The organism is Thalassobaculum salexigens DSM 19539, assembly GCF_000423805.1.
Lineage (GTDB): Bacteria > Pseudomonadota > Alphaproteobacteria > Thalassobaculales > Thalassobaculaceae > Thalassobaculum > Thalassobaculum litoreum.
On record NZ_KE384093.1, the window covers coordinates 1,366,979 to 1,393,208 of the forward strand.

Consider the following 26,230-nt stretch of genomic DNA (forward strand, 5'->3'; position numbering starts at 1 on the left):
CGTTCCTCCGCGGTCTTTTCGCGTTGTGTCGCGTGGCCGGAAGGTAACGTCGGCGTGGTGGGCTTCCAGGAATATTTAATTCGGAATCACCCGACGAGATGCCGCGTGAAGAATGACAGCAGCCGGGTGTTGTTCTGGTTTTCAGCATCCGGCTGCAGACCGTGGTTCTCGCCCTCGTAGTAATAGATCTCCGGATCCCTGCCGGCCGCTTTCAGCCGGGCCTCGAGGCGCTGGGTGCAGTCGACGGTCCATACCTTGTCTTCAGTGCCATGGCTGATCAGCAACGGTCCGGCATAGCGCTCGATCTCGATAGGCGTGGCCGGCATCAGGCCGTCCGCCGATCCGCGCCATGTCCAGGAGAGTTTCGCCGGGTCCCAGGACGCCTGCTTGGGGTCGGTCCACGGCCGCGTCACGTTCGGCTCGAACCCGCCGCAGATGACGTCGGAAGGCGAATGCGCGGCGACCGCTTCGGGCTGTCCCGACACTCCGTCCCGCGCCATGAGAGCGCTCAGGAGTAGGGCGTGTTCCGCGCCCCGCGATACGCCGAAAAGGCCTATCCGCCCATTCGACAGGCTGTTACCGCGCAACTCGGCGATGGCGGTTTCGGTCTGGTCCAGCGGTACATCGACGATGTCGCCGGCGTACCAGAAGTTCCCCGACCGGGAATAGGCGAACGGGTAGGCAAGAAAGCCGTTGGCCGCCAGCAGCACCGCGTTGCGGTGGCTCCAGCCGGACCATCCGCCTTCGGAACCATGTAGGACCAGAATGGCGGGGAACGGCCCGTCGCCCGGCGGACTATAGCCGGTTATGAATGGGCCGAAGGTTCGGCAGACGACGGCGGACGTCATCCGGTATTCGGCCGCTCGAGGTTGGGCGTCAGTACCCCACCTCCGCCTTCCACAGCTCGTCGTTGACCTCGCGCATGGTGCGGTCGTGGGCGCTTTCCAGGCAGCCGCGCAGGGTCAGCTTGAAGCCCATCTCGGCATACTGGCCGCAGCGGTCCAGCTCGCTCCTGGCCCGGGCGATGCCGGCGTCGGACAGCCCCGTCAGGGCGCCGGACTCCGCCACGCTGCTCCACAGGGCGGCGCGCTTGAACGGGTCGACCGCGCGCGGATCGATCCCGCCGGACATGGTGGCGGGCAGGGTGTTGATCATCCGGGTCAGGGTGACCGCCGCGTCGGGCCGGGTCTTGCCGGGGTGGAAGAAGTCGGCGCCGGTGAAGCGCGCCTCGCCATAGGCCGTCTCGGTATCGCCCTCGGCGATCTCGGCGGGCAGCGGGGCATCGGTCACCGGCACCAGGGAGACCATCGGTGCGATCCGCACGGCGACCTCGGTCGCATCCAGCGACGCGAGCCGGGCGCTGTCCATGGCGATCCGGGTGCGGGTGAAATGACCGTCGCTCTCGTAGGTCAGCAGCCCGGCGGCGGAGAACTCGCGCGTGCTGCCGTCGGACTTGCGCACCAGCAGGGTGACGTCGCCGGAGCCCGCGGTCTGGTAGAGCTGGCCGGCGCCGGGCGGCGGGCGGTGCTCCTGCAGGCAGAAGGACGAGACCAGGGCCTCGCAGGTGCCGCCGTCGCAGGTCAGCGGCACCGGCGTCGCATGGGCGACGAGGCCGAGCACCTGCGGCGGCATGGAACTGTCGGCGGCCGCGTCGGCGGTGCCTGGCATCGCGACCATGGCGGCGAGGGCCGCAGCGGCGAGATGCGAGGCGAGAAGCGCGGGTCGTTGCATGCCCATGGGACCTCCCTCGGGCGGATCCGACGGGACGCCGTCCGCCCTGTGTCGATTATGGGAAAAGTATGGGATCGGCCCGGACCGCAGGCAAGTCACGAAACCCGGAGGATCGGAGCCCGCGTTGTCCAACTCCGACGCATTCCTGTCGCGCCCGGCCAAGAATGATCGTCAAGGGAGCGCATGATCGGTCTCTAACGCGGTGTTGGAGACGGACCATGAGCGACGATCTGGCCGAGACTTTGGGACTGGATGCGGCCGGCGACGACGGTGGAGATGCCGGCGGCCGCCGCGAGCGGCGGGGCCGTTCCGGCGGCGGCGGGCGCGATGCGCGCCGGGCCGCGCGGGGACGTCCCTCGACCCTCTACACCCCCTTCATCACCCGCAACGTCGGGACCTTCGACGTGCTGTCGCAGGAAGGGCTGGAGATCATCGAGGCCAATGCCGAGACCATCCTGGAGGAGATCGGCATCGAGTTCCGCGACGACACCGAATCCCTGGACATGTGGCGCGCGGCCGGCGCCGACGTGGATGGCGAGCGGGTGCACATCCCGCGCGGCCTTGCCCGCGAGCTGATCAAGACCGCGCCCGCCAGCTTCACCCAGCACGCCCGCAACCCGGAGCGCTCGGTGGAGATCGGCGGCGGCAACACCGTCTTCGCCCCGGTCTACGGTCCGCCCTTCGTCAGCGACATCGACGGCGGCCGGCGCTACGCGACGATCGAGGACTTCCAGAACTTCGTGAAGCTCGCCTACAGCCACCAGGGCATGCACCACTCGGGCGGCACCGTGTGCGAGCCGGTCGATCTGCCGGTGAACAAGCGGCATTTCGATATGGTCTACGCCCATATCAAGTATTCCGACAAACCGTTCATGGGCTCGGTCACCCATCCGGAGCGGGCGCTCGACACGCTGGAGATGGCGCGGATCGTCTTCGGATCGGAGTTCCTGGAGACCAACACGGTGCTGGTCTCGCTGATCAACGCCAACTCGCCGATGACCTGGGACGCCACCATGCTGGGCGCGCTGAAGAACTACGCGCGGGCCAATCAGGCGGTGATCACCACGCCGTTCATCCTGGCCGGTGCGATGTCGCCGGTGACGGTGGCCGGCACCCTGGCCCAGACCCTGGCCGAGGCGATGGCCGGCATGGCCTTCGCCCAGCTCTGCCGTCCCGGCGCGCCGGTGATCTTCGGCAGCTTCGCCTCGTCCATTTCGATGCAGTCGGGGGCGCCGACCTTCGGCACGCCGGAGCCGGCGCTGGTGCTGTACGGCTGCGCCCAGCTCGCCCGGCGGCTCAACGTCCCGTTCCGCTCCGGCGGCTCGCTCTGCGGCGCCAAGGTGCCGGACGCCCAGGCGGCGTTCGAAAGCGCCAATACCCTGCTGCCGACGGTGCTGGGCGGGGTGAACTTCGTCCTGCACGCGGCCGGATGGCTGGAGGGCGGGCTGGTCAGCTCCTACGAGAAATTCATGATGGATGCCGACCAGTGCGCCATGATGCGCACCATGCTGGAGGGCGTCGACCTGACCGAGAACGGCCAGGCGATGGACGCGATCCGCGAGGTCGGCCCCGGCGCCCACTTTCTCGGCTGCAGCCACACCCAGGCGAATTTCGAGAAGGCGTTCTACCGTTCCTCGATCGCCGACAATTCGACCTACGAGCAGTGGGAGTCGGAAGGCAGCAGGGACACCTATCAGCGGTCCGCCGCCCTGGTGAAGAAGACCCTGGCCGAGTACGAGGCCCCGGTCCTCGACCCGGCGGTCGACGAGGCGCTGATCGACTTCATGGCGAAGAAGAAGGCGAGCTTTCCGGACAGCAACGTCTGAGACTCAGGCGGTGGCCCGGCCCTTACCCGCGTGGTAGCGGCCGGTGCCGCGGTGCAGAACCGTGTCGGTGTCCAGCACATCGTCCGGCGCGAGGTCCGGTTCCGCCTCCATGCGGGCGTAGATCGGGGTGAAATCCACCTCGGTCGCGCGGCGCAGGGCCTCGAAGCCGTCGATGACGAAATAGGTCTCCTGGAAGTCGTCGATCCGGTAGTCGGTGCGCATCACCCGCTCCAGGTCGAAACCGATGCGGTTGGGCGAGGGATCGTCCAGGGCGAACACGGTCTCGCCTTTCGACGAGGCGATGCCGGCGCCGAAGATCCGCAGGCCGTCCTCCGATTTCGTCAGCCCGAACTCCACCGTGTACCAGTACAGCCGCGCCAGCCGCCGAAGCGCGCCCTGGCCGTCGGCCTTCAGCCCGCCCTTGCCGTATTCCTGCATGTAGTCGGCATAGACCGGGTCGAGCAGCAGCGGGACATGGCCGAACACGTCGTGGAAGACGTCCGGCTCCTCCAGATAGTCCAGCTCGTCCATGGAGCGGATGAAACAGGTGGCCGGGAAGCGGCGGTTGGCCAGGTGATCGAAGAACACCGCGTCGGGCACCAGTCCCGGCACGGCGGCCACGGTCCAGCCGGTTTCCGCCTCCAGCACCTCGTTCAGGCGTCGGAAATCCGGCACGCCGCCCCCACCATTCATACCGTTGCCCATGCTCAGCGCGTCCACATGGGCGAGGAACTCGGGGACCACCCGGTCCTTCAGCAGCGGCACCTGTCGCTCGGCCAGGACCCGCCAGGTGGCATGCTCCTCGTCGGTATAGGCGTCCCAGTGCTGGTCGATGGTGAAATCGGCCTTCAGACCGGCCATATCGCGGTGGATCTCGACGGGCATGGGTATCTCCTGTCGGTGGTTTCAGGTCGCCCCGCCCCGCGTGTCGCCGTGCTCCGCGCGGATCAGAAGAAATCCCCCGCGCCCTGGATCGGCTCCTCGCCGGACAGTTTCAGCCAGCCCTTCACAACCCGGTAGATCAGCCAGAGATAGGCGAAGCCGACGAGCAGGAAGCCCAGCCCCAGGACCCACCAGGTCAGGCCACCGATCACCGTCATCAGCAGCCACAGCCAGAAGGTGCGGATCTGCCAGCGCACATGGGTCTCCAGATAGGTCCCCTCGACATCGCCGCGCTTCAGGTAGGCGATGACCACGGCCAGGATGATCGGGATCTGGAACACCAGGTTCGCGGCGTACAGCGCGTAGATCACATGCACCGCCAGCCGATCGTTCTCCGGGGCGGAGAGCTTGAAGGGAAGATTGCGACGCTGCATGGTCTGGGTGTCGGACATCCGGGCTTTCTCCTCACTCTGTCACCGCTTTAAAGTGTGGACGCACCCGGCGTTTCGCAACGTCCAGCCGCCAACATCCGGAGCTTCCCATGGTCTCGTCCAATCCGACCGCCCAGCCGCGCGTCAACCTGCACAGCGATACCGCCACGCGTCCGACCGAAGGCATGCGCAAGGCGATCTACGACGCCGAGGTCGGCGACGAGCAGGCGGGTGAGGACCCCACCGCCATCCGCCTGCAGGAGAAGGTCGCCGAACTGCTCGGCAAGGAGGCGGCCGTTTTCCTGCCCAGCGGCACCATGTGCAACGAGATCTCCTACCGGGTGTGGTGCGACCACGGCGACGAGATCATTCTGGAGGAGAACAGCCACGCCTTGCATTACGAGGTCGGCGGCCCGGGCGCGTTGGCCGGTGTGATGACCCGCACGATCAAGGGCACCAAGGGCTGGTTCACCGCCGATCAGGTGGAAGCGCTGATCCGTCCGAAGTCCCGCCACATGCCGCGCCAGAAGCTGGTGTCGGTGGAGAACACCGCCAACATGGCCGGCGGCACGATCTGGCCGCTCGACACCCTGAAGGACGTGGCCGGCGCCGCGCGCAAGCATGGCATGCGCGTCCATATGGACGGTGCGCGCCTGCCCAACGCGGTGGTCGCCTCCGGCATCTCCTTCGCCGAGTTCGCCGGTCCCTGCGACAGCGCCTGGATCGACCTGTCCAAGGGGCTGGGCTGCCCGATAGGCGGCGTGCTGGCCGGCAGTAAGGACTTCATCGAGGAATGCTGGCGCTTCAAGCACCAGTTCGGGGGCGCGCTGCGCCAGTCCGGCATCGTCGCGGCGGCGGGCCTCTACGCGCTCGACCACCACGTGGAGCGGCTGGCCGACGACCATGCCCATGCCAGGCGTCTGGCGGAGGGCATCGTGGATGTCGACGGGATCGTCGTCGATCCGGCCTCGGTGGAGACCAACATGGTGTTCTTCGACATCGCCGGAACCGGGATCACCGCGCCGGAATTCTCCCGCCGGCTGATGGTCGAGCACGAGGTGAAGATCAGTGCCGTGCAGCCGACCGTGCTGCGGGCGGTGACCTATCTCGGCATCGAGGACCCGGATATCGAGTTCGCCGTCGCTGCGATCCGGCAGGTGGCGATGGAAGCCTGAGGGTAGGGGCCGGTTCTTCATGCACGGCTCGGCCCTGTGCCGGGCCAAGCGCGTCGCCGTGGTGGATCGCGTCCCCGTTTGGGTGCGGCGTCAGCGCGGGCCCCGGAACGGGTCCGGGGAGTGCAGAGAACGATTATCTGCCTGTCCCAACGATTATCTACCTGTCCCGGAAATCACCAGGGACGCCGCATCCCGGCCCGAGCGGATCGCGCCCTCGATGGTCGCCGGCAGGCCGGTGTCGGTCCAGTCGCCGGCGAGCGCCAGGTTGCGCCAGGCCGTGCGGGCGGGAGGGCGCCGGGCGAGGGAGGCCGGGTCCTGCCGGAAGGTGGCGCGCCTCTCCTTGACGATGCGGGCGGGCGGCTGGGCCTGGCCCGCAAGTCCCAGTACCGGCGCGATATCCCGCCAGAGGATCGCCGCCAGATCCTCGCTCGGACGGTCGAGCAGGGCATCGGCGGCGCTGACCGTGACGCTGGCGATCTCGCCGCGCCGGAACAGCCACTGGGCCGTGCCGCCGGTCAACCCGATCAGATCCGCCCGGCCGGGCAGGTGGGCGGGGGCGTCGAGCCGGAAATGGGCGTTCACGATCGCGCTGGACCCGTCCGGGACCGCGAGGCCCGGCAGCAGACCGGCGGCGATCGGGGCGGGGACCGTCAGCACCAGGGCGTCGCCCGGCGCCAGCGCCACGGTCTCCTCAGCGAACCGCAGGGCGGTGGCGCGGTCGTTCGCGGTATCGACGCCGCGCAGCCGGCGGCCGAAGCCGATGCCCACGCCGCGCTCCGCCAGAACGGCAAGGGCCGGATCGACGAAGCTCTCGCTCAGGCCCTCGCGCGCCGTCAGCGGGACCGCCTCGCCGGTGCGCAGCACCTCGCGGATCACCCCGCGCAGCAGGCGGGCCGAGGCGACCTCCGGCTCGGCGTTGAGCACGGCGACGGTCAGCGGACGCCAGAACCGTTCCATCAGCGCGCCCGGACCCAGCGCCTGCATCACCGTGCTGCGGCGACCGGCGACCGCCAGCCGGAGCAGGCCAAGGGCGTCGGCCGCCCCGGCGCCGGGCACCTGACGCAGCGGCGCGGTGAGCCGCCGCCAGACCCCGCCTTCACCGGGCCGCACGGTCCATTGGCGGCCGTCGGCGATGTCGTGGAACGAGAAGGCGGCGTCGCCGGCGCGCAGCGAGCCGCTCGCCCCGGTCTCGGCCAGATAGGCTAGCGCACTCCGGTTGGCCGACAGCAGCAGGTGGTTGCCGTTGTCGATCCGGCAGCCGAGCCGGGTGTCGATGTAGGACCGGCATCGCCCGCCGGCATGCCCGGCGGCCTCGTGGAGCGCGACCGTCCGTCCGGCGGCGCTCAGCGACAGGGCGGCGGCCAGGCCCGCCAACCCGGCGCCGACCACATGGACCGTCCCGCCGCTCACCGGCACAGATGGCGCAGCAGCAGGAGCCGGCGCCAGGGCGAGAGCGACACGCGTCGGCGCGGCTCCCGCCAGCCGCCGGCTTCCATCCGATCGAGCAGGGCTTCGTAGCCGACCATCATCACCACGGCCGAGCGCATGGCGTGCCGGTCGCATTGGTCGATCAGCGCGCGGGCCTCGCCGTAGCGTCGGCGGGCGCGCGCCGCGAGGTCGCGGCAGACCGCGGCGACGCGCGGGTCGTCGATCACCGCGTCCGGGTCGCGGGCGGCGATGCCGTGACGCTCCAGCAGATCGCGCGGCAGATAGAGGCGGCCGTCGGCGGCGTCCTCCCCCAGGTCGCGCAGGATATTGGTCAGCTGCATCGCCTCGCCGAGGGCGATGGCGGCGTCGTCGGCCTCCGGCTGGTGCGCGCCGAAGCAGCGCATGGAGAGCAGCCCGACGGCACCGGCGACCCGGCGGCAGTACAGCTCCAGCTCGGTCATGCTCGGGGCGACGTTGCGGCCCTGGAGATCGGTCTCCATGCCGTCGATCAGCGCCTCGAACTCGGCCCGCGGTAGCCGGTAGCGCTGTACGGCCGGCAGCAGGGCGCGGGCGATCGGTTCGTGCAGCGTCCCGCCGTCATAGATCCGGGCGATCTCGCCGCGCCAGGCATCCAGCCGTTCCTGCCGCAGGGCGAGGTCGCCCGGTTCGTCGGCGATGTCGTCGATGATCCGGCAGAAGGCGTAGACCGCGTACATGGCGCGCCGCCGGTCGGGCGGCAGGATGCGCATGCCCCAGCGGAACGATGTGCCCGAGGCGCGCACCACCGCCCTGGCCTCGGCCACGGCCGCCGGGTCTTCCAGTGCCGCCGCGCTCATGCCGGATGCCGTCGGGTGTGGCGGTTCGCTGCGCGCAGCCGCCGCCACAGGCATGTCATCGCCGCGCCGGTGCCCACGGCCAGCATCGCCGGGCGGGAGAGTTGGACCCGTCGGGCCAGGGGATCGTGGCGCTTGAGCCGCTTTGCCAGGGCCTCGGCCAGCGCCAGGATGGCGGCGGATTCCAGTGCCAGGCGGGTCGAGCGCAGCCGCAGGGGCAGGGGGGCCGCCGTCGCCAGCAGCCGGTCGACCTCGGCGAGACAGCGATCGATCACCCGGCGCAGTCCCGGAGTCGCTCCCGGTCCCGCGAGCTCCGCCTCGGCGGCTCCGTCGCACGCCAGCCAGTCCGCCGGCAGATAGATACGGTCGAGGATCCGGTAGTCGTCGCCGCAATCCTGCAGGTGGTTGAGGACCTGCAGCGCCGTGCACAGCGCGTCGGATGCCGGATAGTCGGCGGCAGCCTCGCCGTGCAGGTCGAGCAGGAAGCGGCCGACGGGATTGGCGGAATCCGAGCAATAGGCCGTCAGCGCCTCCCAATCGGCGCAGCGCTGCTGCACCGCGTCGTGCCGGAACGCCGTGAGAAGCCGCCGCAGATGGCCGACACCCGCGCTGTCCAGGCATGCGCGGGCGCGGGTCGCCGGGCCGAGATCGACGGCATCCAGCGCGCCAGCGTCGAGACCGCCCGTAAGGGCCGCTTCGAACCGGTCGAGGCGCTTCAGTTTCTCGGCAGCGTCCAGCGTCGGATCGTCGGCGATGTCGTCGGCGGCCCGGGCGGCCGCGTAGAAGGCGGCGACCGACGGTCTGAGCCTGCGCGCGATGAGCAGGGAGCCGACCGGAAAATTCTCCTCATCGGCGGTGCGGGAGGTCCGTGGCGCTCTCATGACCCACCGTCCAGGGGGGCTTTGGCCTGCGCCCCCCGGTTGGCGGCGGAGGCGGCATAGGCCGCGCGGCGCAGCGCGTTGATCGAGCCCAGCGGCTCATGGGCGGCGAGGCAGTTCCACGGGCTGAAGGTCAGGCGGTCGCCGAGAGCGACGGTCGCGGCGACGTCCTGGGGTGGGATCTCCAGGCTGCCGACCGTCACCGTCGGACTGCGCCAGGCCCGGCGCACATCCTCCATCGGGTCGCTGTCCAGCACGCGGGGCTGGAGGCGGAAGTCGAAGCGGATCGGTCCGCTGTCGAGGGCAGCCTGCAGCCTGCCGGCGAGGGATTTGCCTTTGGCCGGGCGCCGGGCCCTGGCAGCTGCGTCGGGGACGAGCGCGAACTTCGTCGCGCCGTCGCCCAGCCGGTAGGGCGTGACGCTGCCATAGGCCAGCTGCGCAAGATCGAAGCCGCGCAGATGCTGCAGCCCGGACTCGCCGAGAAAGAGGAGATAGCGCCAGCGTGCGCGCCAGGGCAGAAGGCTCGGGAACAGGTAGCGCGGGGCGGCGACCGCGGAGATCGTGGCGCGGCGCAGACCGTCCAAGGCGCGAAACAGCGCCATCGCCTCGTCCGCGTTCCGGGCCGGCCCGGTTTCTGCGTTCATCAGCACGAAGTCCTGCTGACCCGGCGGCGCGCCGTCGCACACCGCCCCGTCGACACCCGTCACCTTGAGCGCCAGGCCGCGGGCGTCCGGATGGTCGTCCTCTGCAAAGAAGGAATTTGAGAACCGGACCAGGGTGTCGTAGCGGCCGGGCCGGGCGAACAGGCCGTGGCGGACAGCCGGGTCGTCCGGCGGATCGATCGTCAGGACCGCGTGCAGGCAGGCATGGGTCTTCCGGTGGAACTGGCGCGGTAAGGTGCCGTCGGCTTCGGGTCGCTGGAACGTGCGTTCGCAGATCGCCAGCAATTCGTCCCGCTGGGCCGGGTCCGCCGGACAGGAGGTCGGCCGATTCATAGCGGGTAACCCAGGCGTTCGAGACCGGGCGCGCAGGCGCGGGTGAGGGCCGCCCGCGCGTCGTCGGGCAGGGTCCCGAACTTGGAGCGCGCCGGTCGCGGGATCGCCGCCGCTTCGTCGAGCCAGGCGGCATTCTCCAGCGACGGGTCGATGAAGCGGATGAGCTCTTCCAGCTTTTCCCGCGGGGCGGCCTGGACGTCCTCGAAGCGGACGTTCAGCAGCCGGTCGGGTGGGAGCTTGGCGACGCTCTCCAGCCCGACCAGGATGAGGTCGCTCCAGAACCGGCCGAAATCCTCCAGGGTCGGGAGGGCGGCTGTCTTGTCGATGTCGAGCAGCGAGAACACGATCCGTTGGATCAGCGGATCCAGCGGGCTTCCCGTATCGGCGCGGAAGGCGCGCTGCGGGTCGATGCCGAGGCGGCGGCATTGCTTGATGGCGCCCAGCAGCACCCGGAAATTATGGTGCTGGCTCATCGACATCGCCGTGTCCCGCCCATCCCGATAGACGTGGATGACGCGGGCTTCGGGAAACATCCGCAGCAGCTTGGCGGCATGCATCAGGGTACCGCCGGAGCGTTCGACCCAGACCTTACGGTCGAGGATGGTCGCCAGATCGCCGAACAGTGCCCGGTAGTGGTCGGCCAGCGGCATGCGCGGCCGGGCCCGGACCCGGGGTTCGAGCGCGTCGAGCAGAGCCTCCGGCGTGTCGGTCAGGTGCGGCAGGGTGACCGCGATGATCGGCGGCATGTCCGCGGCCCGGAAGCGCGCGGCGGGGTCGTCGTAGGGATACAGGGCTTCGTCGACCACATGTCCCTGCTTCAGCATGGCATGCAGGCCGGGGCTCTGGGTGGTCAGCAGGCGCCACATGCGGTCGCCGTCCGGCAGGCGCAGGCTGAAGGCCTCCGGGCCGAGCGGAACGAAGAACTCCGACAGGCTGAGGACATCCGGATGCCGGTTCAGCAGTTCCGAGACCATGGTGGAGCCGCATCGGCCCGTGCTCAGGATCAGAACCGGGGGGATCGAAAATTCGGCGGGGGGGCTTCCGATCACAGGTGACCGTCCTTCTCCGCATGGGCGTGCTCGGGCAGACGATAGCTCGCACCCTGCTCGCCATACAGGGAGACGGTCAGCATGGTCTGGAACTGGCTCGCCCGCCGGCGGGCGCCCAGGGCCGGGGCGAGCCGGAACAGCGCCCGCTCAGCGCCGTTCTTCATCCGGAGCAGGGACAGAGTCCCGACCGTGTTCATCGCCGGGTAGTGGAGCTGATCGGCGAGCTGGTCTCCGATCATCGCCCGCGAAATCCGGTAGATCTTGCGGGCCAGGGCGCGGCGGGCGCGGGGCTCGGTGAAGCCGGCGACGATCGGGGCCGAGTTGATCAGCCCATTGGCCAGGATGATGGATTCCAGCGTCGGCGGCGGCTCGCACAGGGCGCCGATCCGGTGCAGGCGCAAGGCGTCTTCCTCCGACGTGAACAGCAGATCGTCCGGGACGCCCATCAGATGGCCGGCATAGCGCCACACCTGCATGAAGGAGTCGCGCTCCTCGTCGGACAGGGTCACCCCCAGCATGGCGGCACGCTTGAGCAGAAGGCCGGAAAAGGCCGCGGTGGCGAAGCCCATATGCGCCGCGCTCAGCGGGGTGCCCCAAGCCTCCTCCTCCCATTCGGGCGCTGTTTTCAGAAGCTGGCGGATGCGGGCATGGACCAGGCGGACGCGCACCGACAGCTTCCATCCGTCGCCGTCCCGGTCGAGCCCGCCCGGCAGGAAGATCTCCACGAGCTGGCGGTTGTTCTGCTTCAGTCGGCGCACCCCCTGGTCGACGATGCGGCCGGTGATGTTGAACGACTGGCTGATCAGGGTCGAGAAACCCTCGATCAGCACGGCGGCGACGAAGGCGCCGATGAACATCTCGGAGTTTCGATGGAAGGCCCGGCAACCCGGCAGGAACCGCGCGGGCTCGACCCAGGGCGGGGGGGCGTCGATGTCGGCGAAGAAGGCCCGCACCACGTCGGGCGCGTCGGCGATCGCCGACGGACCGGACTCGATCCCCTTGGTGATCCAGGGCTGGGAGACGGCGGCATCGTGGCGCACCAGTTCTGCCATCACCGCGTCTGCCTGCGGGTCGCCGATCCGGGTGGCAGCCACGTAACGGTCGGCAAGGTCCCGGTCGATCAGGGCCGCGCGGTCGTATCCATCGCGGTAGGCCGTCGGTATGGCAAGGCCGGACGGAGGGGGAACAATTCGAGTCACAGTCGCCAAACCCAGGCACGTTGGTGGAGCCCGTACGGGCGGGGAGGCGAGTGTAAACTATCTCGTCTCGATTGTGCCCGGATGGGTTTTGATCGTGCCGGGGCGTGGGTCGATCGTGCCGATCGGCGCCGGGGGCTCGGCCTTCCGGATCTCCTGCCGTTTTGACTCGATCGGCTTGGAAGGTTCGGGAGGTGGGTTCGGCTGGATCCGCTCCGGCCGCGTCGGCTGACGGGTGCTGCGTTCCACCGGCTCCGTCGGCGCGACCGGATTGGAGGCCGATGGCTGCTGTTGCGGCTGCTGCGCCGCCGGCTTGGGCGGGACCACCTCGCGGATCGGCTTACCCTCGGAGATCGGGTGGCGCGGTGCCCGCGTTTCGGAAGTCTGTGCTTCTGCCTGTGCTCCCGCCGTGGTCAGCGCGATCAGGGAGAATGCTGTAACGGCCATTCGCCGCATGTCTCACCCGCCCCGGGCGATGAAGTGCCCGTTGCGGAACGCCGGCTTGCCGTAGTCGAAGGGCGTTCCGTCGAATTTGGTCATCGATCCGCCGGCGGCCAGCAGGACCGCATGGCCGGCGGCCGTGTCCCACTCCATGGTCGGGCCGGTGCGGGGGTAGAGATCGGCATCGCCGCGGGCGACGAGGCAGAACTTCAGCGCGGAGCCGCGCGAGACGCTTTCCTTGACATCCATGGTCCCGATATAGGCTTCCAGTTCGGGATTGCGATGGCTGCGGCTGGCGACGATGGTCAGTCCGTCCGGCCCCGGCTTGCGCACCGAGATCGCCGTGCGGGTGCCGTCCTCCGCCTCTTCCCACGCCCCCTGGCCGAGCACGCCACCCCAGACCATCCCGTCGACCGGTGTGTGCAGGGCGCCCAGCACCGGCACGCCGTCCCAGATCAGGCCGATATTGACCGTGAAGTCGGTGCTCTTGTTGATGAACTCCTTGGTGCCGTCGAGCGGATCGACCAGCCAGAACCGGCCGCCGGACACGTCGGGGATGTCGCCGGCCTCCACGCTCTCCTCGGCCACCACCGGGATACCGGGGGTCAGCGCCTGCAGCACCGGCACGATATGGGCGTCGGCCGCCCGGTCGGCGGCGGTGACCGGGCTGCCGTCCATCTTGTCGATCACGGCGGTGTCGGAGCGGTAATACGGCAGGATGATTCTGCCCGCCTCACGGGTGAGGACGGCAATGGCGTCGAGCAGGGCGATCCGGTCTTCCGGATCGACCGCTGTAACTGAAGGCATGAAGTCTACTCCGCTGCTGCCGCCGGCCGGGCCGCCTGGAGCGCCGCCCAGATACGGTCGGGCGTGGCCGGCATGTCGATATCGGTGACGCCGGCCGGGGCCAGGGCATCCAGGATTGCGTTGATCACCGCCGGCGGGGCGCCGATGGCCCCGGCCTCGCCGCAGCCCTTCACCCCGAGCGGGTTGGTGGCGCAGCGCGTCGGGCTCATCGAGAAGCTCACCGGCGGGACATCGACCGAGCGCGGCAGACAGTAATCCACCAGCGACCCGGTCACGAGCTGCCCATTATCGTCATAGACCGTGCGCTCGTACAGCGCCTGTCCGACGCCCTGGGCGACGCCGCCATGGACCTGGCCTTCCAGCAGGGTCGGGTTCACCACCTCGCCGAAATCGTCGACGACGGTGAACTGGATCAGCTTGACCCTGCCGGTATCCGGGTCGACCTCGACCTCGCAGACATGGGTGCCGTTCGGGTAGGTCGAGGCGGCGGGCTTGTACATCTCCTTCGCCTCCAGCCCCGGCTCGATGCCCTCGGGCAGCTTCGACGGGTCGTTGGCGGCCGTCGCCAGCTCGCCCAGCGTGATCGACTTGTCGGTACCGACCACGGTGAACTTGCCGTCGGCCAGTTCCAGGTCCGAATCGGCCGCTTCCAGCAGGTAGCTGGCCAGCATCCGCGCCTTCGCCGACACGCTCTGGATCGCCATGTGCAGGGCCGAGCCGCCGGCCGGCAGGGAGCGCGAGCCGTCGGTGCCCGAGCCGTTCTCGATGGCGGCGGTGTCGCCCTGGATGACCTTCACCATCTCGTTGTCGACGCCGAACGCCTCGGACACGAGCTGGGTATAGGCGGTCTCGTGGCCCTGGCCGGTGGAGCGGGTGCCGATCGGCACGACGATGGTGCCGTCCGGCTCGATCCGCATGTCGGACCATTCCGGCCCGCCGCCGCCGCAGGCCTCCACATAGGTCGAGATGCCGATGCCGCGCAGCTTGCCGGCCTTGGCGCTTTCGGCTTTGCGGGCGCCGATCCCGGCCCAGTCGGCCTTGGCCAGCGCCTTGTCCAGATGGGCGGCGAAGTCGCCGCTGTCGTAGGTCTCGCCCAGGGCGGTGGTGAACGGCATGGAGGACGCCGGAATGAAGTTGCGCCGCCGGATCTCGTCGCGCGGCAGTCCTGCGACCTTGGCGGCGACATCGACCAGCCGCTCCACCAGATAGGCCGCCTCCGGCCGTCCCGCGCCGCGATAGGCGTCCACCGGCAGGGTATTGGTGAAGTAGTTGCGCACCCGCACATGGATTGCCGGGGTGGTGTAGAGCCCCGCCAGCATGCCCGAGCCGGCGACCGTCGGGATCGCCGGACCGTAGAGCGAGAGATAGGCACCGAGATCGGCCTTGGTATCGACCGAGAGCGCCAGGAACCGGCCATTGTCGTCCATCGCCAGCCGGGCGTGGGAGACATGGTCGCGGCCCTGGGTATCGGAGATGAAGGCCTCGCTACGGTCGGAGATCCATTTCACCGGTCGGCCCAGCTTCTTGGCCGCCCACAGCACCAGGGCATGTTCGCGGTAGGGGAAGATCTTCATCCCGAAGCCGCCGCCGACATCGGGGGAGACGCAGCGGATCTTGGCCGCGTCCATGTTCAGCACGTCGGCGATGACGTCGCGCACCCCGTGCGGGCCCTGGGTGGAGACGTAGAGGGTGCTCTCGCCGGTCGCGTCGTCGACAACAGCGGCGGCGCCGCGCGGCTCGATCGAGTTCACGATGATGCGGTTGTTCACCAGCTTCAGCTCGGCGACCCTGGCGGCCTTGGCGAAGCCCTTCTCGACCGCTTCGGCGTCGCCGGTCTCCCAGTCCAGGCACAGATTGCCCGGGGCGGCCTCCCAGAGAGTGGTGCCGTTGTCGACCGCGGCCAGGCCGGGTACGGCCGGCAGTTCGGCATAGTCGACCTCGATCAACTCGGCGGCGTCGCGGGCCTGGTCCATGGTGTCGGCCACGATCAGCGCCACCGCGTCTCCCACATGGCGTACCCGGTCGCCGACCAGCAGGGGATAGTCCGGACCGACCGCCTTCTTGCCGCCGATGCCCTTCAGCAGGGCACCGCAGGGCATCGGCTTCAGCCCGTCGGCGGCGACGTCGGCGCCGGTCAGCACCAGCTTCACACCGGGCGCGGATTTCGCGGCGGAGACGTCGAGGGCGGTGATGTCGCCATGGGCGATCGGACTGCGCAGGACATAGGCGGTCAGCACGCCGTCGATCGGAACGTCGTCGGTGTACTGACCGGTTCCGGTGAGGAAACGCTGATCCTCCAGCCGCTTCATTGTCTGTCCGATGCCGAACTTCGCCATTGCCTGCCTCGCCGGTTCGCGGTTGGGTTGGAGGGATCGTAATGCCGGTACACGTCCGCGCCAAGCAACGTGACGGCGGGCAGAAGGGGCAGTCCATCGATGTGTGGCCGTTACAGCATCACCACGGCGCCGGAGGCCATGCGCCACCTGTTCGATGTGGAGACGGGGCTGAACCTGGAGCCGCGCTGGAACATGGCGCCGACCCAGGCGGCGCCGGTGATCAAGCTGATGACCGAAGGACCGGCCAGGGGGCACCGCGTTCTGGCGATGATGCGCTGGGGGCTGGTGCCATCCTGGGCCAAGGACATCGATATCGGCGTGAAGATGATCAACGCCCGGGCGGAGACGGTGGACGAGAAGCCGGCGTTCCGCGGCGCCTACCGCTACCGGCGCTGCGTGATTCCGGCCGACGGGTTCTACGAATGGCGCACCGAGGGCAAGGTCAAGCAGCCCTATCGGGTGGTGCGCCGGGACCGCGCGCCCTTCGGCTTCGCCGGATTGTGGGAACTGTGGGAGGGCACCGGCGAGGGCAGCGCGTTGGAGACCTTCACCATCGTGACGACCGACGCGACCGAGAGCATCGCCCATATCCATCACCGCATGCCGGTGATGCTGTTCGACCGGGACGCCTTTGCGACCTGGATGGGGCCGGACAAGGACGCTGCCGGCCAGCTCATGCTGCCTTGCGATCCGGGGCTGGTGGAAGCCTATCCGGTGGACCGGCGGGTGGGGAATGTGCGCAACGACGACGCCGGGCTGGTGGAGCCGGTCCGGGTGGACCCTCTCGCGCCGAAGCCGGAGCAGGGATCGCTGTTCTGACAGGTAGAGTTACCTTCCCCTACGTCTCCCACCCGTCTTCCCGGGCTTGCCCCGGGGTCCAGGATCAGGGCAACTGGAACAAGGGAACCCGGATTTCGAAGGCTCCAGCACACGGACGGCTGGATCCCGGGGCAAGTCCGGGAAGACGGAAGACAGAAGAGGGCACGAGGGCAAGCGGGCGTTGTTACCCCAGCAGCGCGTCCTCGAACGGGAAGTCGCTGAGCAGCTCGATCCCCGTCTCGGTCACCAGGATCTGCTGTTCCAGCTTCACGCCCTCGCCGCCGTCGTTATGGCCGATGAAGCTCTCCACGCAGAGCGTCATGCCGGGCTCGATCACCCCGTCATAGCCCGCCTCGGCGAAATCGGCCCGGTGGTAGAGATAGGGATACTCCCCCGACATGCCGCAGCCATGGGCCGAGAGATAATACCGGTGCTCGGCATACTGCTCCGGGATGTCCCAGGCGCGCTCGGAATACTCCCGGAACGTCAGGCCCGGCCGGATGATGCCCATGTTGTGCTGCACCTGTTCATGGGCCGTCCGGTACAGCGTGCGCTGGTGATCGCTCGCCCGGTCCGGCCCGGCGTGGAAGGTGCGCGAGAAGTCGCTGTAATAGCCGTGGCAGCCGACCACGTCGGTATCCAGCGCGATCAGCTCGTTCGCCGCGATCACCTTGGAGGAGGTCTCCTGGAACCACGGGTTGGTGCGCGGGCCGGAATTGAGCAGCCGGGTCTCGCAGTAATCGGCATTGGCGGCGATGACCGAGCGGTGCAGGACCGACCAGAGCTCCGCCTCGGTCTGGCCGGGACGGATGGCGGCGCGCATCTCGGCCACGCCGGCCTCCGTCGCCCGCAGGGAGGCGCGCACGCATTTCATCTCCTCAGCCGACTTTATGCAGCGCGCCATCTCCACCGGCTCCTGGGCATCGACCAGGCGGATGCCCTCGGCGGCGAGCGCGACGGCGGCACCGGCGTTCAGCCGCTCCACACCGACCACAGGATCGCGGCCGCACATCTCGCGCAGCGTCGCCGCCATCTCCCGGGCCCAGGACCGTTCCTTGTCGGCGACGGCGGGGCCTGCGGCGACGAAGCTGGCGGTAGAACTCGGGCGTACCTCGTCGACGGTCTCGTAACCCTCGCCCAGATGCATGGCGCCGGTGAACTCGTAGAGGATCGAGCGGTCGGCGGTCAGCAGCAGGTAGCGCGACGGCTGGTTGCGGCTGGTGAAGACCTGCATGTTCCGCGTGCCGGTGGCGTAGCGGATGTTGATCGCGTCGCTGAGGATCAGGGCGTCGATGCCGCGCGCCGCCATCTGCGCGCGGACCCGGCCCCGGCGGTATAGCCGGACGGCCCGCAGGTCGATGCCGTCGCTCTCCGGCGCCCGGTCGAGCAGGGCGAGATCGGGATGGGTGCCGCGGTCTGCGTGCCAGTCGAGGACGGCCATCTTTGGGGTTCCCTGCTGTGGGGCTCCGTGGAGGGCTTCTTTATGAGGAGTTCCCGGCCGTCATGCCTGACAGCGGGAATAGACCTCCGAGGTGCGCTGGGTGAAGCCGACCGGGGTGGTGTCGCCGATCATCTGGATGTCGTCGTCGCCGAGCTTCTGGAAGTGCTCCACCAGGCTGTCGGAGCGGCGGATGTACCAGGTGTACTCGTCCTCCAGGGTCTCCACGACCGGCACGGCGACCGACGGGTCGCGGCCGCTGGCCTTCACCTGGAAGGCGTCGGCGCCGAACTCGATGTATTCCTGCGCGCAGTCGCCCGACGACCACCGGCCCTGCAGGTCCGGGGCGACGCCGGCATGGCGCTGCGCGTCGCCGGCGGTCTGCGGCATGACCGTGTCGGCATCGGCCGGCGCGTCCTGCGGGCCGCCCGCCGCCGACTGCTTCCAGTCGCGCAGCATCTCGATGTAGCGCGGTGCCGGATCGACCTTGAAGGCGACCATCAGGGCGGCGGCCGCGCCCAGGATCAGGATCAGGGCGATGATGACGGTCCCGACCATGAAGAAGGCCCGGCCGTTGCGCCGGGGCTCGGGGCGGAAGTCGGGCGGCGGTCCGACCGGTTCCTCCGCCGCTTGACCGCCGTGGTGGAAGCCCAGCGATCGCAGATCCTCGTTGCTGGTGTCGTCATAACCGCCGCCGCGCCGGGTGGGCGGCGCGTCGCTGGCGGTCAGGCTGGAGTCCAGGTAGCCGTCGTTGCCGTCCTGCTGCTCCGATTCCTGACGGGCGGCATGGATGGCGTCGGCGAAGGATGCACTGCCCCGGGCGGCGGGCGCGTCGGCCAGGTCCGGCACCTCGCGCTCGACATCACTCCACCCGGCACCGCCTTGCCCGTCGTCGTCGGCACTCACCGGCGGTTCGGCCAGGGAGAGATCGATCGATCCGCGGTCGACGAAGAAGATCTGGCTGAACTCCCACTCGCCGATGGTGGCGTTCCAGTCGCCACCGACGACGCGCAGCTCCGCGTTCTCCTCGCCGTCGAACTCCCGGATCATGGAGGAGACCAGGACCGAGGCGCTCTGAGCCCGCTCGACGGTTTCCCAACCGGCGGCGTCACGCTTCTGCAGAAAATACACATCGAACCGGCGCATCGCGTCGAGCCCCTACCAGCTTCTGTTCTCGCCCAGTAACCGCTCGACCCCGTCCACGTCCAGGGGCGGAGAGAACAAGTAGCCCTGGGCAAAGCCGCAGCCGATGGCCCGCAACTGGGCGAGTTGCTCGGGAGTCTCAACGCCTTCGGCGATCACGTCCAGTCTCAGGTTCTGGGCGAGCAGGCAGATCGTGCGCACGATCTCCAGGTTGTGCCGGTTCCGTCCCATGTCCTGGACGAAGGATTTATCGATCTTGAGGGTGTCGATCGGGAAGGTATGCAGGTAGCTGAGCGAGCTGTAGCCGGTGCCGAAATCGTCCACGCAGACCTGGATCTTCAACGATTTCAGGTCGTTGAGCATCTGGGCCGAGAGATGCGCGTTTTCCATCAGCGCGCTCTCGGTGATCTCCAGCTTCAGCAGGCTCGGGTCCATGCCCGTGCCTTCCAGGCTGTTGGTCACCATGCGCACCAGATCGTACTGGTGGAACTGCCGGCTCGACAGGTTGACGCTGATCTCCATCGGCTCGGCCTTCGGGAACTGATCGCGCCAGCGCACGGTCCGCTCGCAGGCCGTCCGCAGCACCCATTGCCCGATCTCTACGATCATCCCGGTCTCCTCGGCCAGCGGGATGAAATCGGAGGGCGGCACCTCGCCGCGTTTGGAATGGGTCCAGCGGGCCAGCGCCTCGAAACCCTGGATGCGGCCGTTGGCCAGGGAGATGATCGGCTGGAACCGCAGGGTCAACTCCCCGCGCTCGATCGCCCGGCGCAGGTCGGTCTCCATGTCGAGCGGCGTGACCGTGGTGCCGCGCATGTTCGGATTGAAGGCGACCGCCTGGGCCTTGCCGAGTTCCTTGGCCTTGTACATGGCGAGTTCGGCGTCGCGCAGGATGTCCTCCGGCCGCCCGTAGCCCTCGCTGGAATGAGCCGCCCCCATCGACGCGGTGGTGAAGATCTCCTTGCCGCTCAGACTGAAGGGGGAGGCCAGCGCCTTCTGCAGCATGTCGCAGACGCCGATCGACTCGCTCTTGTCGCTGACATCCTCCAGCAGCATGGCGAATTCATCGCCGCCGAGCCGGGCGACCGTGTCGCCGAACTTTAGGTTGTGCTCCAGCCGGCGCGCGGCGGCGATGATCAGGTCGTCGCCATGGATATGGCCCAGGCTCTCGTTCACCACCTTGAAGCGGTCGAGATCGAGATAGACCACGCCGAAGCTGGCCGAGGGATTGCGGCGGAACCGGGCCAGGGCCTGGCGCACCCGCTCCAGGAACAGGGTCCGGTTGGGCAGGCCCGTCAGGTTGTCGTGCAGGGCGTCGTGGATCGACTGCTCCTCGACGCGCTTGCGGTCGGTGATGTCGGTCATCGACCCGGCGATGCGATAGGCGTGGCCGGAGACGTCGCGCACGCCGAGACCGCGCACCAGCATCCAGCGATAGGTGCCGTCGCGGTGCCGAACCCGGTGCTCGCTCTCGAAATTGCCGACCGCGCCGCTCAGATGGGCGTCGAGCTGGGCCGTCACCCGCTGCACGTCCTCGGGATGGATGCGGCTGAACCACTCCTCCGCGCCGTCGCCGATCTCCTGCTCGACATGGCCGAGCATCTGTTTCCAGCGGGTCGACAGATAGATCGAGTTGGTGGCCAGGTCCCAGTCCCACAGCCCGTCATTCGACCCGGCGGCGGCCAGGGCATAGCGCTCCTCGCTCTGCTTCAGGGCGCGCTGTGCCTCCTGACGGTCTGAGATGTCCTCGTAGACGATGACCACGCCGCCATTGGGCATCGGCCGGATGCGGACCTCCATCAGGCGACCGTCGCGGTTCGGCCGCTCGTAGACCGTGCCCCGGGTGGTCTGGATCATTTCCAGAATCTCGGAGGCGCGGTCGGCCGCGTCACCCGCCCCGTATTCGCCCTGGTCCGCCAGGTGATGGATGATGTCCGACAGGCGCATGCCGACGCTGGCGAAGCTTGCCGGCAGGCCCAGCAGGTCGAAGAAATGCGCATTCCAGGTCAGCAGCCGCCAGTCGGCGTCGAAGGCGCAGATGCCCTGGCTGATGGTCTCCAGCGTGCCCTGGAGAAACAGGGTGAACCGGGCGGCCTCGTCGAGCTCTCGGCGCTCCTCTGTCACGTCGCGATAGTGGATCAGCCGGCCGCCGTCTTCGGTCGCGTGGTCCATGACCCGGACCCAGCGGCCGTTCGCCAGGCGTCCGTCGATCAGGCCGTGCGGCTGCTCGTGGGCCTCCATGCGGCGCGCACGCCAGGTCTCCGCGTTGGTCTTGAGGGCCGTGTCCTGTTCGGCCGTGACGTTCAGGTCCAGCAGACTGGAGAAGGCCGCTCCGGGCGTCAGGGAGTCGGCAAGATGCGGAAAGAACGCCAGCACCGGCGCGGTGAACCAGACCACCCGGTCGTCGCGGTCGAGCTGCAGGAAGCCATCATCGATGCCGTCGAGGACGGACGTCGGAAACGCGGCCAACGCGGAACGGGGATTGTCGGCCATCGTCATGCGCGCCCGCTTCTCCAGAGGCGGGCGGGCACGGGCGTCCGGCCGACATGGGGGCACAGAGCCCCGTTCGGCATTTCCGTAATCCTGTCCACGTCCCCGGCTTCCGAATGCATTTTCAGCGACTTTGTTTGAAATCCAACCCTATCAGACGCTCCGGATATCGGCCAGCAGCGTGCGGACGCGATCGGACATCTCACCGATCCGCTCCGAAAACCGCAACCCCGCGCCGCACGCGGTACAGGCGCCACAGCAGGTGGGCGGCGGCACTGCGGTGCGGTGTCCAGGCCGCCGACCGGGTGTCGGAGCCGGCGATGTCGGGACGGGCCTCCAGACCCCGCAGCATCCGGATGCCCTCGCGCAGGGCCACATCGCCGGACGGGAAGACGTCCGGATCGCCCAGGGCGAACATGCGGTAGATCTCCGCGGTCCATCGGCCGATCCCGGGCACGGCCACCAGCGCTTCATGGGCCCCCTGGGAATCGTCGCCGGTCAGCCGGTCGAGGGGCAGGCGGCCGTCCAGCACCCGCTCGGCCAGGGCGCGGCCGTAGCGCATCTTGGCCCGAGAGAATCCGATCGCGCCGAGGGCGGCATCGTCGAAGCCGGAGAAGGTCCGGGGATCGAGCCCGCCGGCCGCCGTCAAGCGTGCGAGGATTGCCGCGGCCGACGCGGTGGAGACCTGCTGGCCGACGATGATGCGGATCAGGGCGGCGAAACCGGGCTCCAGGATGCGGGGTTCGGGCGCACCGGCCTCCGCCAGGGCGGCAGCGATGTCCGCGTCGTGGGCGGCGAGGGCCGTCAGTCCCGCCTCCAGCGCCTGCTCCCGGTTCATGCGGCCGGCGGCCCTAGCCGGTCGGCGGCTTCCGTCGCGACTTCGGCCATCGTCGCGAAAGCGGCACCGCCGTCGCGCAGGTGCCGGATCAGCGCCTCCATCGCCATCATCCGATGGCCCCGCCCGGAGACGAACGGGTGGAAGGTGTAGGTGATGACGCCCCAGTCATGGGTGCGGGCCATGTAGTCGAAATCGGCGGTCCAGTTATCGAGCACCGCCCGCCAGGAGGCCAGCCCCTGGTTCAGTGCGCCGCCGGAGGTCACGCTCCATTCGAAATGGGGATAGTCGTCCAGGCTCCAGCTCACCGGGATCTCGATCAGGTCGACCGGTGTCCCGAATCCGGCCGGCTCCAGCAGCGGCACCGTGTCGCCGGCCCGCGGTCGGTAGGGCAGGTGATCGTGGCCCATCAGGCTGGAATCGTAGGCGTAGCCGAGCTCCAGGAGCAGATCCAGGGTGTGCTCCGACAGGTCCCAGGAGGGGGAGCGGTAGCCGGTCGGCGTGCGGCCGGAGATCCGCTCGATCGCCGCACCAGCGCGGACCAGCTCGTCGCGCTCCTCGTCCTGCGTCAGGGCGGAGGGCCGGCGGTGGGTCCAGCCGTGGCAGGCGATCTCGTGCCCGTCCTCCACCAGGGCGCGGACCGCGTCGGGGAAACTCTCGATCGTGTGGCCCGGCACGAAGAACGTCGCGGCGATGCGATGGACCTTGAGCAGCCGGCGGATGCGCTCGACACCGACCAGGCCGAACTCGCCCCGCGACAGCGGCGTGGGCGTGAGCGTTCCCTTCGCGATCGGCAGGGACAGCGCGTCGAAATCGAAGGTCATGCATGCGATGTGGCGTGGCATCCGGTACTCCGGCGGGATACGGTGGCCCGAGGCTAGAGAGACCCCGGACCGCCGACAAGACGGAAGGGGCAAGCCGCGTGGACAGCATGGAGTGGGAACGGCAACGGTGTTGAGGGAACGCGCGATCACCACCTCGGAGGTCACCCGGCAGGCGCTGAGCGAGATCACGGTGGCGACGCCGGGCGCCGGGCTGATCGACATCACCGAGCGGATCGGCAGCTTCGTCGCCGAGTCCGGTCTGGCGGACGGGCTGTTGACGGTCTTCGTGCGTCACACCTCGGCGTCCCTGCTGATCCAGGAGAACGCCGATCCGGACGTCCGGGTCGATCTCGACCGCTTCTTTGCCAAGCTGGCGCCCTGGGACCCGACGCTCTATCGGCATTCGACCGAGGGAGCGGACGACATGCCGGCCCATATCCGCAGCGCGCTGACCCAGACCACCCTCACCATTCCCGTTGCCGGCGGCCGATCGGTCCTCGGTACCTGGCAGGGGATCTATCTGTACGAACATCGCGAGCATCCGCATCGCCGCCACATCGTTCTCCACCTGATGGGAGCCTGACCGACATGACGAACGCCCCGCATCGCCTCGGTGCCCTGGAGGCCCTGCGTGCCATCGAAGGCGGAACGCTGACGCCGGAAGCGCTGATGGAGTCCTGCCTGGAACGGGCGGCGGCGCGGGACGGCGAGGTCGGCGCCTTCATCCATCTCGACGCGGAGCAGGCCCGCGACGCCGCCCGCGCCTCCACCGCGTCGGGTCCGCTCGGCGGCCTGCCGGTGGCGGTGAAGGACATCATCGAGACCGCCGACATGCCGACCGGCTACGGCTCCTCGATCTATGTCGGCCACCAGCCCGAGGAGGACGCCGCCGTGGTCGCCCGGACCCGGGCGGCCGGCGGTGTGATCATGGGCAAGACGGTCTCGACCGAATTCGCCTGGCGCAATCCGGGCAAGACCCGCAACCCGCACGGGCTCGACCACACGCCCGGCGGCTCGTCCAGCGGCTCGGCCGCGGCGGTCGGCGATTTCATGGTGCCGCTGGCCTTCGGTACCCAGACGGCGGGCTCCGTCATCCGTCCGGCCGCCTATTGCGGCGTGGTCGGCTTCAAGCCGACCTTCGGGACCCACGACCGGCGCGGGGTGAAGGAGCTGTCGCGCTACCTCGATACGGTGGGCACCTTTGCCCGCTCGGTCGCCGACATCGCCCATTTCGACTACGCCCTGCGCGGCGAGCCCGCACCCCGTCTCGACGGGTTCGACGGGGCCGCCCCGCGCCTCGCCTTCCACGTGCCCTTCGCCGACAAGATCGAGGAGGATGCGGTCGACGTGATGGAGCGGGTGCGGATCGCGGTGCAGACCGCCGGGGCGTCGGTGGTCGGTCTGGTCGACTGGACCGCTTTCGAGAAGATGGACGACATCCATATGCGCCTGATGACCGCCGAGGCGGCGCGGGCGCTGGCCTGGGAATACGACAACCACGCCGACAAGCTGAGCGAGTTCTATCGCGAGACCATCGCCGCCGGCCGCAAGATCGACGATACCGAGCTGTACCAGCTTCAGGCCGATGCGGACGCCTTCCGTAACGACGCGGCGGCGCGGCTGGACGGGATCGACGCGATCCTGACCGTGCCGGCGGCGGGCGAGGCGCCGGAGGGGCTTTCGTTCACCGGCGACCCGCTGTTCAACAAGATCTGGACGCTGCTGCGCTGGCCCTGCGTCACCATTCCGGCGGGCAAGGGCGACCAGGGGCTGCCCCTGGGCGTGCAGATCGTCACCGGCTATGGCGAGGACGCGAAAGCCCTGGCGGTCGCGGACTGGATCGAACGCGCGCTTCAGGCGGATCAATAAGCAAGCAAGGCCGGGATACGGCGGAGCTTTGACGAGGAGAGTGGAATGCGATTGCAGTTGATGACGTGGATGGAGGTGGAAGCCCACCTCAACGGCAACCGGGGCATCATCATCCCCATCGGCTCGACCGAGCAGCACGGGCCGAACGGCCTGTTCGGCACCGACGCCATCTGTCCCGAAGTGATCGCCGACCGGGCGGCGGAGACGCTCGGCTGCATCGTCGGCCCGACCATCTCCATCGGCATGGCCCAGCATCACCTGGCCTTCCCGGGCTCGATCGCCCTGCGGCCCTCGACCCTGATGGCGGTGGTGCGGGACAGCGTGCTGTCGCTGGCGCGCAACGGGTTCGAGCGGTTCTATTTCCTGAACGGCCACGGCGGCAACATCGCCACCGTGTCGGCCGCCTTCAGCGAGATCTATGCCGAGAAGAGCCTCGCCGTCGGTCCCAATCAACCGCATGTCCGCTGCAAGCTGGCCAACTGGTTCGCCTTCCCGGCCGTCAAAGAGATCAGCAAGGAGCTCTATGGCGACCGGGATGGCAGCCACGCCACCGCCTCGGAGATTTCCGTCACCCAGTACGCCTACCCGGAGCACATCAAGAAAGTGGACATGGACCCGGCCCCGCCGCGCCCGCGTCCGTTCTACGATGCCGAGGATTACCGACTGATTCACCCGGACGGCCGCATCGGCGCCGACAGCTTCCTTGCCACGCCGGAAGCCGGCGCCAGATTGGTGGAAGCCAGTGCGGCGGGGGTGGTCGAGGATTACCGCTCCTTCATGGCGGAGGCATAAGCGGGAGCGTCT

At 69.0% G+C, this 26,230-nt stretch carries 24 protein-coding genes; 6 read left to right on the forward strand and 18 right to left on the reverse strand.

Features of this window, described 5'->3' with window-relative positions:
- Window positions 1–86: 86 nt before the first annotated feature.
- The gene (locus G578_RS0110780; RefSeq protein WP_028794242.1) at window positions 87–848 is read right to left on the reverse strand and encodes an alpha/beta hydrolase family protein; all 762 of its coding nucleotides are present in this window, start codon (window positions 846–848) and stop codon (window positions 87–89) included.
- 28 nt (window positions 849–876) lie between these two features.
- Entirely contained in the window at window positions 877–1,731 is an 855-nt protein-coding gene (locus G578_RS0110785; RefSeq protein ID WP_156907276.1) for a hypothetical protein, read from the reverse strand.
- 218 nt (window positions 1,732–1,949) lie between these two features.
- Here G578_RS0110785 and G578_RS0110790 point away from each other — a divergent pair, with 218 nt between their 5' ends.
- Window positions 1,950–3,557, forward strand: a complete 1,608-nt coding sequence (locus G578_RS0110790) for a trimethylamine methyltransferase family protein (protein WP_084618819.1) — start codon at window positions 1,950–1,952, stop codon at window positions 3,555–3,557.
- A 3-nt stretch (window positions 3,558–3,560) separates the two neighbouring features.
- On the opposite strand, the gene phhA is transcribed toward G578_RS0110790, so the two are convergent.
- Together phhA and G578_RS0110800 are read right to left on the reverse strand one after the other, a co-directional pair.
- Window positions 3,561–4,442 carry a phenylalanine 4-monooxygenase gene (gene phhA, locus G578_RS0110795; RefSeq protein ID WP_028794245.1) on the reverse strand — a complete coding sequence of 294 codons (882 nt, stop codon included), beginning with the start codon at window positions 4,440–4,442 and terminating at the stop codon, window positions 3,561–3,563.
- A gap of 62 nt (window positions 4,443–4,504) precedes the next feature.
- On the reverse strand, window positions 4,505–4,891 hold the full coding sequence (locus G578_RS0110800; RefSeq protein ID WP_028794246.1) for a DUF4870 family protein: 387 nt from the start codon (window positions 4,889–4,891) through the stop codon (window positions 4,505–4,507).
- An 89-nt stretch (window positions 4,892–4,980) separates the two neighbouring features.
- Here G578_RS0110800 and G578_RS0110805 point away from each other — a divergent pair, with 89 nt between their 5' ends.
- Window positions 4,981–6,045 carry a threonine aldolase family protein gene (locus tag G578_RS0110805; RefSeq protein ID WP_028794247.1) on the forward strand — a complete coding sequence of 355 codons (1,065 nt, stop codon included), beginning with the start codon at window positions 4,981–4,983 and terminating at the stop codon, window positions 6,043–6,045.
- A gap of 153 nt (window positions 6,046–6,198) precedes the next feature.
- Here the strand turns inward: G578_RS0110805 and hpnE are convergent, their stop codons facing one another.
- From hpnE to G578_RS0110850, 9 genes are all read right to left on the reverse strand, one after another.
- Window positions 6,199–7,455, reverse strand: a complete 1,257-nt coding sequence (hpnE, locus tag G578_RS0110810; RefSeq protein ID WP_093151836.1) for a hydroxysqualene dehydroxylase HpnE — start codon at window positions 7,453–7,455, stop codon at window positions 6,199–6,201.
- Window positions 7,452–8,309, reverse strand: a complete 858-nt coding sequence (hpnD, locus tag G578_RS0110815; RefSeq protein ID WP_028794249.1) for a presqualene diphosphate synthase HpnD — start codon at window positions 8,307–8,309, stop codon at window positions 7,452–7,454. Before hpnD ends, hpnE begins: the two co-directional genes overlap by 4 nt.
- On the reverse strand, window positions 8,306–9,187 hold the full coding sequence (hpnC, locus tag G578_RS25825) for a squalene synthase HpnC (protein ID WP_084618820.1): 882 nt from the start codon (window positions 9,185–9,187) through the stop codon (window positions 8,306–8,308). Before hpnC ends, hpnD begins: the two co-directional genes overlap by 4 nt.
- A complete protein-coding gene (locus tag G578_RS0110825) occupies window positions 9,184–10,179 on the reverse strand; it encodes a catalase family protein (protein WP_028794250.1) in 996 nt (331 codons plus the stop codon). Before G578_RS0110825 ends, hpnC begins: the two co-directional genes overlap by 4 nt.
- Window positions 10,176–11,228, reverse strand: a complete 1,053-nt coding sequence (locus G578_RS0110830; RefSeq protein ID WP_281169169.1) for a sulfotransferase — start codon at window positions 11,226–11,228, stop codon at window positions 10,176–10,178. Before G578_RS0110830 ends, G578_RS0110825 begins: the two co-directional genes overlap by 4 nt.
- A complete protein-coding gene (locus G578_RS0110835; RefSeq protein ID WP_245565593.1) occupies window positions 11,225–12,322 on the reverse strand; it encodes an oxygenase MpaB family protein in 1,098 nt (365 codons plus the stop codon). The genes G578_RS0110830 and G578_RS0110835 overlap by 4 nt, the downstream gene beginning before the upstream one ends.
- Before the next feature lie 162 nt (window positions 12,323–12,484).
- Window positions 12,485–12,871 carry a hypothetical protein gene (locus G578_RS29500; RefSeq protein WP_028794253.1) on the reverse strand — a complete coding sequence of 129 codons (387 nt, stop codon included), beginning with the start codon at window positions 12,869–12,871 and terminating at the stop codon, window positions 12,485–12,487.
- 12 nt (window positions 12,872–12,883) lie between these two features.
- The gene (gene cysQ, locus G578_RS0110845; protein ID WP_038013990.1) at window positions 12,884–13,672 is read right to left on the reverse strand and encodes a 3'(2'),5'-bisphosphate nucleotidase CysQ; all 789 of its coding nucleotides are present in this window, start codon (window positions 13,670–13,672) and stop codon (window positions 12,884–12,886) included.
- Window positions 13,673–13,677: 5 nt separating this feature from the next.
- Window positions 13,678–16,008 carry a xanthine dehydrogenase family protein molybdopterin-binding subunit gene (locus tag G578_RS0110850; RefSeq protein WP_028794255.1) on the reverse strand — a complete coding sequence of 777 codons (2,331 nt, stop codon included), beginning with the start codon at window positions 16,006–16,008 and terminating at the stop codon, window positions 13,678–13,680.
- 99 nt (window positions 16,009–16,107) lie between these two features.
- Between G578_RS0110850 and G578_RS0110855 the strand changes: the two genes are divergently transcribed.
- Window positions 16,108–16,827 (forward strand): SOS response-associated peptidase, encoded by a 720-nt coding sequence (locus G578_RS0110855; protein ID WP_028794256.1) that lies wholly within the window; start codon window positions 16,108–16,110, stop codon window positions 16,825–16,827.
- Between the two features lie 184 nt (window positions 16,828–17,011).
- Here G578_RS0110855 and G578_RS0110860 read toward each other — a convergent pair whose 3' ends face one another.
- The 5 genes from G578_RS0110860 to G578_RS0110880 all read right to left on the reverse strand — a co-directional run bounded on the left by G578_RS0110860 (window position 17,012) and on the right by G578_RS0110880 (window position 23,578).
- Entirely contained in the window at window positions 17,012–18,268 is a 1,257-nt protein-coding gene (locus G578_RS0110860; RefSeq protein ID WP_028794257.1) for a M24 family metallopeptidase, read from the reverse strand.
- 60 nt (window positions 18,269–18,328) lie between these two features.
- Complete coding sequence (locus tag G578_RS0110865) at window positions 18,329–19,411, reverse strand: hypothetical protein (protein WP_028794258.1); 1,083 nt, start codon at window positions 19,409–19,411, stop codon at window positions 18,329–18,331.
- 12 nt (window positions 19,412–19,423) lie between these two features.
- Window positions 19,424–21,907, reverse strand: a complete 2,484-nt coding sequence (locus G578_RS25830; protein ID WP_051244573.1) for a sensor domain-containing protein — start codon at window positions 21,905–21,907, stop codon at window positions 19,424–19,426.
- A 193-nt stretch (window positions 21,908–22,100) separates the two neighbouring features.
- Window positions 22,101–22,736, reverse strand: coding sequence for a DNA-3-methyladenine glycosylase family protein (locus tag G578_RS25835; protein ID WP_051244577.1), 636 nt, complete (start codon window positions 22,734–22,736; stop codon window positions 22,101–22,103).
- On the reverse strand, window positions 22,733–23,578 hold the full coding sequence (locus G578_RS0110880; RefSeq protein WP_028794259.1) for a polysaccharide deacetylase family protein: 846 nt from the start codon (window positions 23,576–23,578) through the stop codon (window positions 22,733–22,735). Before G578_RS0110880 ends, G578_RS25835 begins: the two co-directional genes overlap by 4 nt.
- A 106-nt stretch (window positions 23,579–23,684) precedes the next feature.
- Between G578_RS0110880 and G578_RS0110885 the strand changes: the two genes are divergently transcribed.
- From G578_RS0110885 to G578_RS0110895, 3 genes are read left to right on the forward strand one after another with little or no spacing between them, the layout of a single operon-like run.
- The gene (locus G578_RS0110885; protein ID WP_245565594.1) at window positions 23,685–24,140 is read left to right on the forward strand and encodes a secondary thiamine-phosphate synthase enzyme YjbQ; all 456 of its coding nucleotides are present in this window, start codon (window positions 23,685–23,687) and stop codon (window positions 24,138–24,140) included.
- Between the two features lie 5 nt (window positions 24,141–24,145).
- Window positions 24,146–25,426: an amidase gene (locus G578_RS0110890; protein ID WP_038013992.1), complete on the forward strand. Its 1,281-nt coding sequence runs from the start codon at window positions 24,146–24,148 to the stop codon at window positions 25,424–25,426.
- Window positions 25,427–25,471: 45 nt separating this feature from the next.
- Window positions 25,472–26,218 carry a creatininase family protein gene (locus G578_RS0110895; protein ID WP_028794262.1) on the forward strand — a complete coding sequence of 249 codons (747 nt, stop codon included), beginning with the start codon at window positions 25,472–25,474 and terminating at the stop codon, window positions 26,216–26,218.
- Window positions 26,219–26,230 lie beyond the last annotated feature (12 nt).

Bases quoted from the DNA above. Each gene is read 5' to 3' on its own strand.
- G578_RS0110780 (WP_028794242.1), bottom strand. From the start codon at position 848: ATGACGTCCGCCGTCGTCTGCCGAACCTTCGGCCCATTCATAACCGGC.
- G578_RS0110785 (WP_156907276.1), bottom strand. From the start codon at position 1,731: ATGCAACGACCCGCGCTTCTCGCCTCGCATCTCGCCGCTGCGGCCCTC.
- G578_RS0110790 (WP_084618819.1), top strand. From the start codon at position 1,950: ATGAGCGACGATCTGGCCGAGACTTTGGGACTGGATGCGGCCGGCGAC.
- phhA (WP_028794245.1), bottom strand. From the start codon at position 4,442: ATGCCCGTCGAGATCCACCGCGATATGGCCGGTCTGAAGGCCGATTTC.
- G578_RS0110800 (WP_028794246.1), bottom strand. From the start codon at position 4,891: ATGTCCGACACCCAGACCATGCAGCGTCGCAATCTTCCCTTCAAGCTC.
- G578_RS0110805 (WP_028794247.1), top strand. From the start codon at position 4,981: ATGGTCTCGTCCAATCCGACCGCCCAGCCGCGCGTCAACCTGCACAGC.
- hpnD (WP_028794249.1), bottom strand. From the start codon at position 8,309: ATGAGCGCGGCGGCACTGGAAGACCCGGCGGCCGTGGCCGAGGCCAGG.
- hpnC (WP_084618820.1), bottom strand. From the start codon at position 9,187: ATGAGAGCGCCACGGACCTCCCGCACCGCCGATGAGGAGAATTTTCCG.
- G578_RS0110825 (WP_028794250.1), bottom strand. From the start codon at position 10,179: ATGAATCGGCCGACCTCCTGTCCGGCGGACCCGGCCCAGCGGGACGAA.
- G578_RS29500 (WP_028794253.1), bottom strand. From the start codon at position 12,871: ATGGCCGTTACAGCATTCTCCCTGATCGCGCTGACCACGGCGGGAGCA.
- cysQ (WP_038013990.1), bottom strand. From the start codon at position 13,672: ATGCCTTCAGTTACAGCGGTCGATCCGGAAGACCGGATCGCCCTGCTC.
- G578_RS0110850 (WP_028794255.1), bottom strand. From the start codon at position 16,008: ATGGCGAAGTTCGGCATCGGACAGACAATGAAGCGGCTGGAGGATCAG.
- G578_RS0110855 (WP_028794256.1), top strand. From the start codon at position 16,108: ATGTGTGGCCGTTACAGCATCACCACGGCGCCGGAGGCCATGCGCCAC.
- G578_RS0110860 (WP_028794257.1), bottom strand. From the start codon at position 18,268: ATGGCCGTCCTCGACTGGCACGCAGACCGCGGCACCCATCCCGATCTC.
- G578_RS0110865 (WP_028794258.1), bottom strand. From the start codon at position 19,411: ATGCGCCGGTTCGATGTGTATTTTCTGCAGAAGCGTGACGCCGCCGGT.
- G578_RS25830 (WP_051244573.1), bottom strand. From the start codon at position 21,907: ATGACGATGGCCGACAATCCCCGTTCCGCGTTGGCCGCGTTTCCGACG.
- G578_RS25835 (WP_051244577.1), bottom strand. From the start codon at position 22,736: ATGAACCGGGAGCAGGCGCTGGAGGCGGGACTGACGGCCCTCGCCGCC.
- G578_RS0110880 (WP_028794259.1), bottom strand. From the start codon at position 23,578: ATGCCACGCCACATCGCATGCATGACCTTCGATTTCGACGCGCTGTCC.
- G578_RS0110890 (WP_038013992.1), top strand. From the start codon at position 24,146: ATGACGAACGCCCCGCATCGCCTCGGTGCCCTGGAGGCCCTGCGTGCC.
- G578_RS0110895 (WP_028794262.1), top strand. From the start codon at position 25,472: ATGCGATTGCAGTTGATGACGTGGATGGAGGTGGAAGCCCACCTCAAC.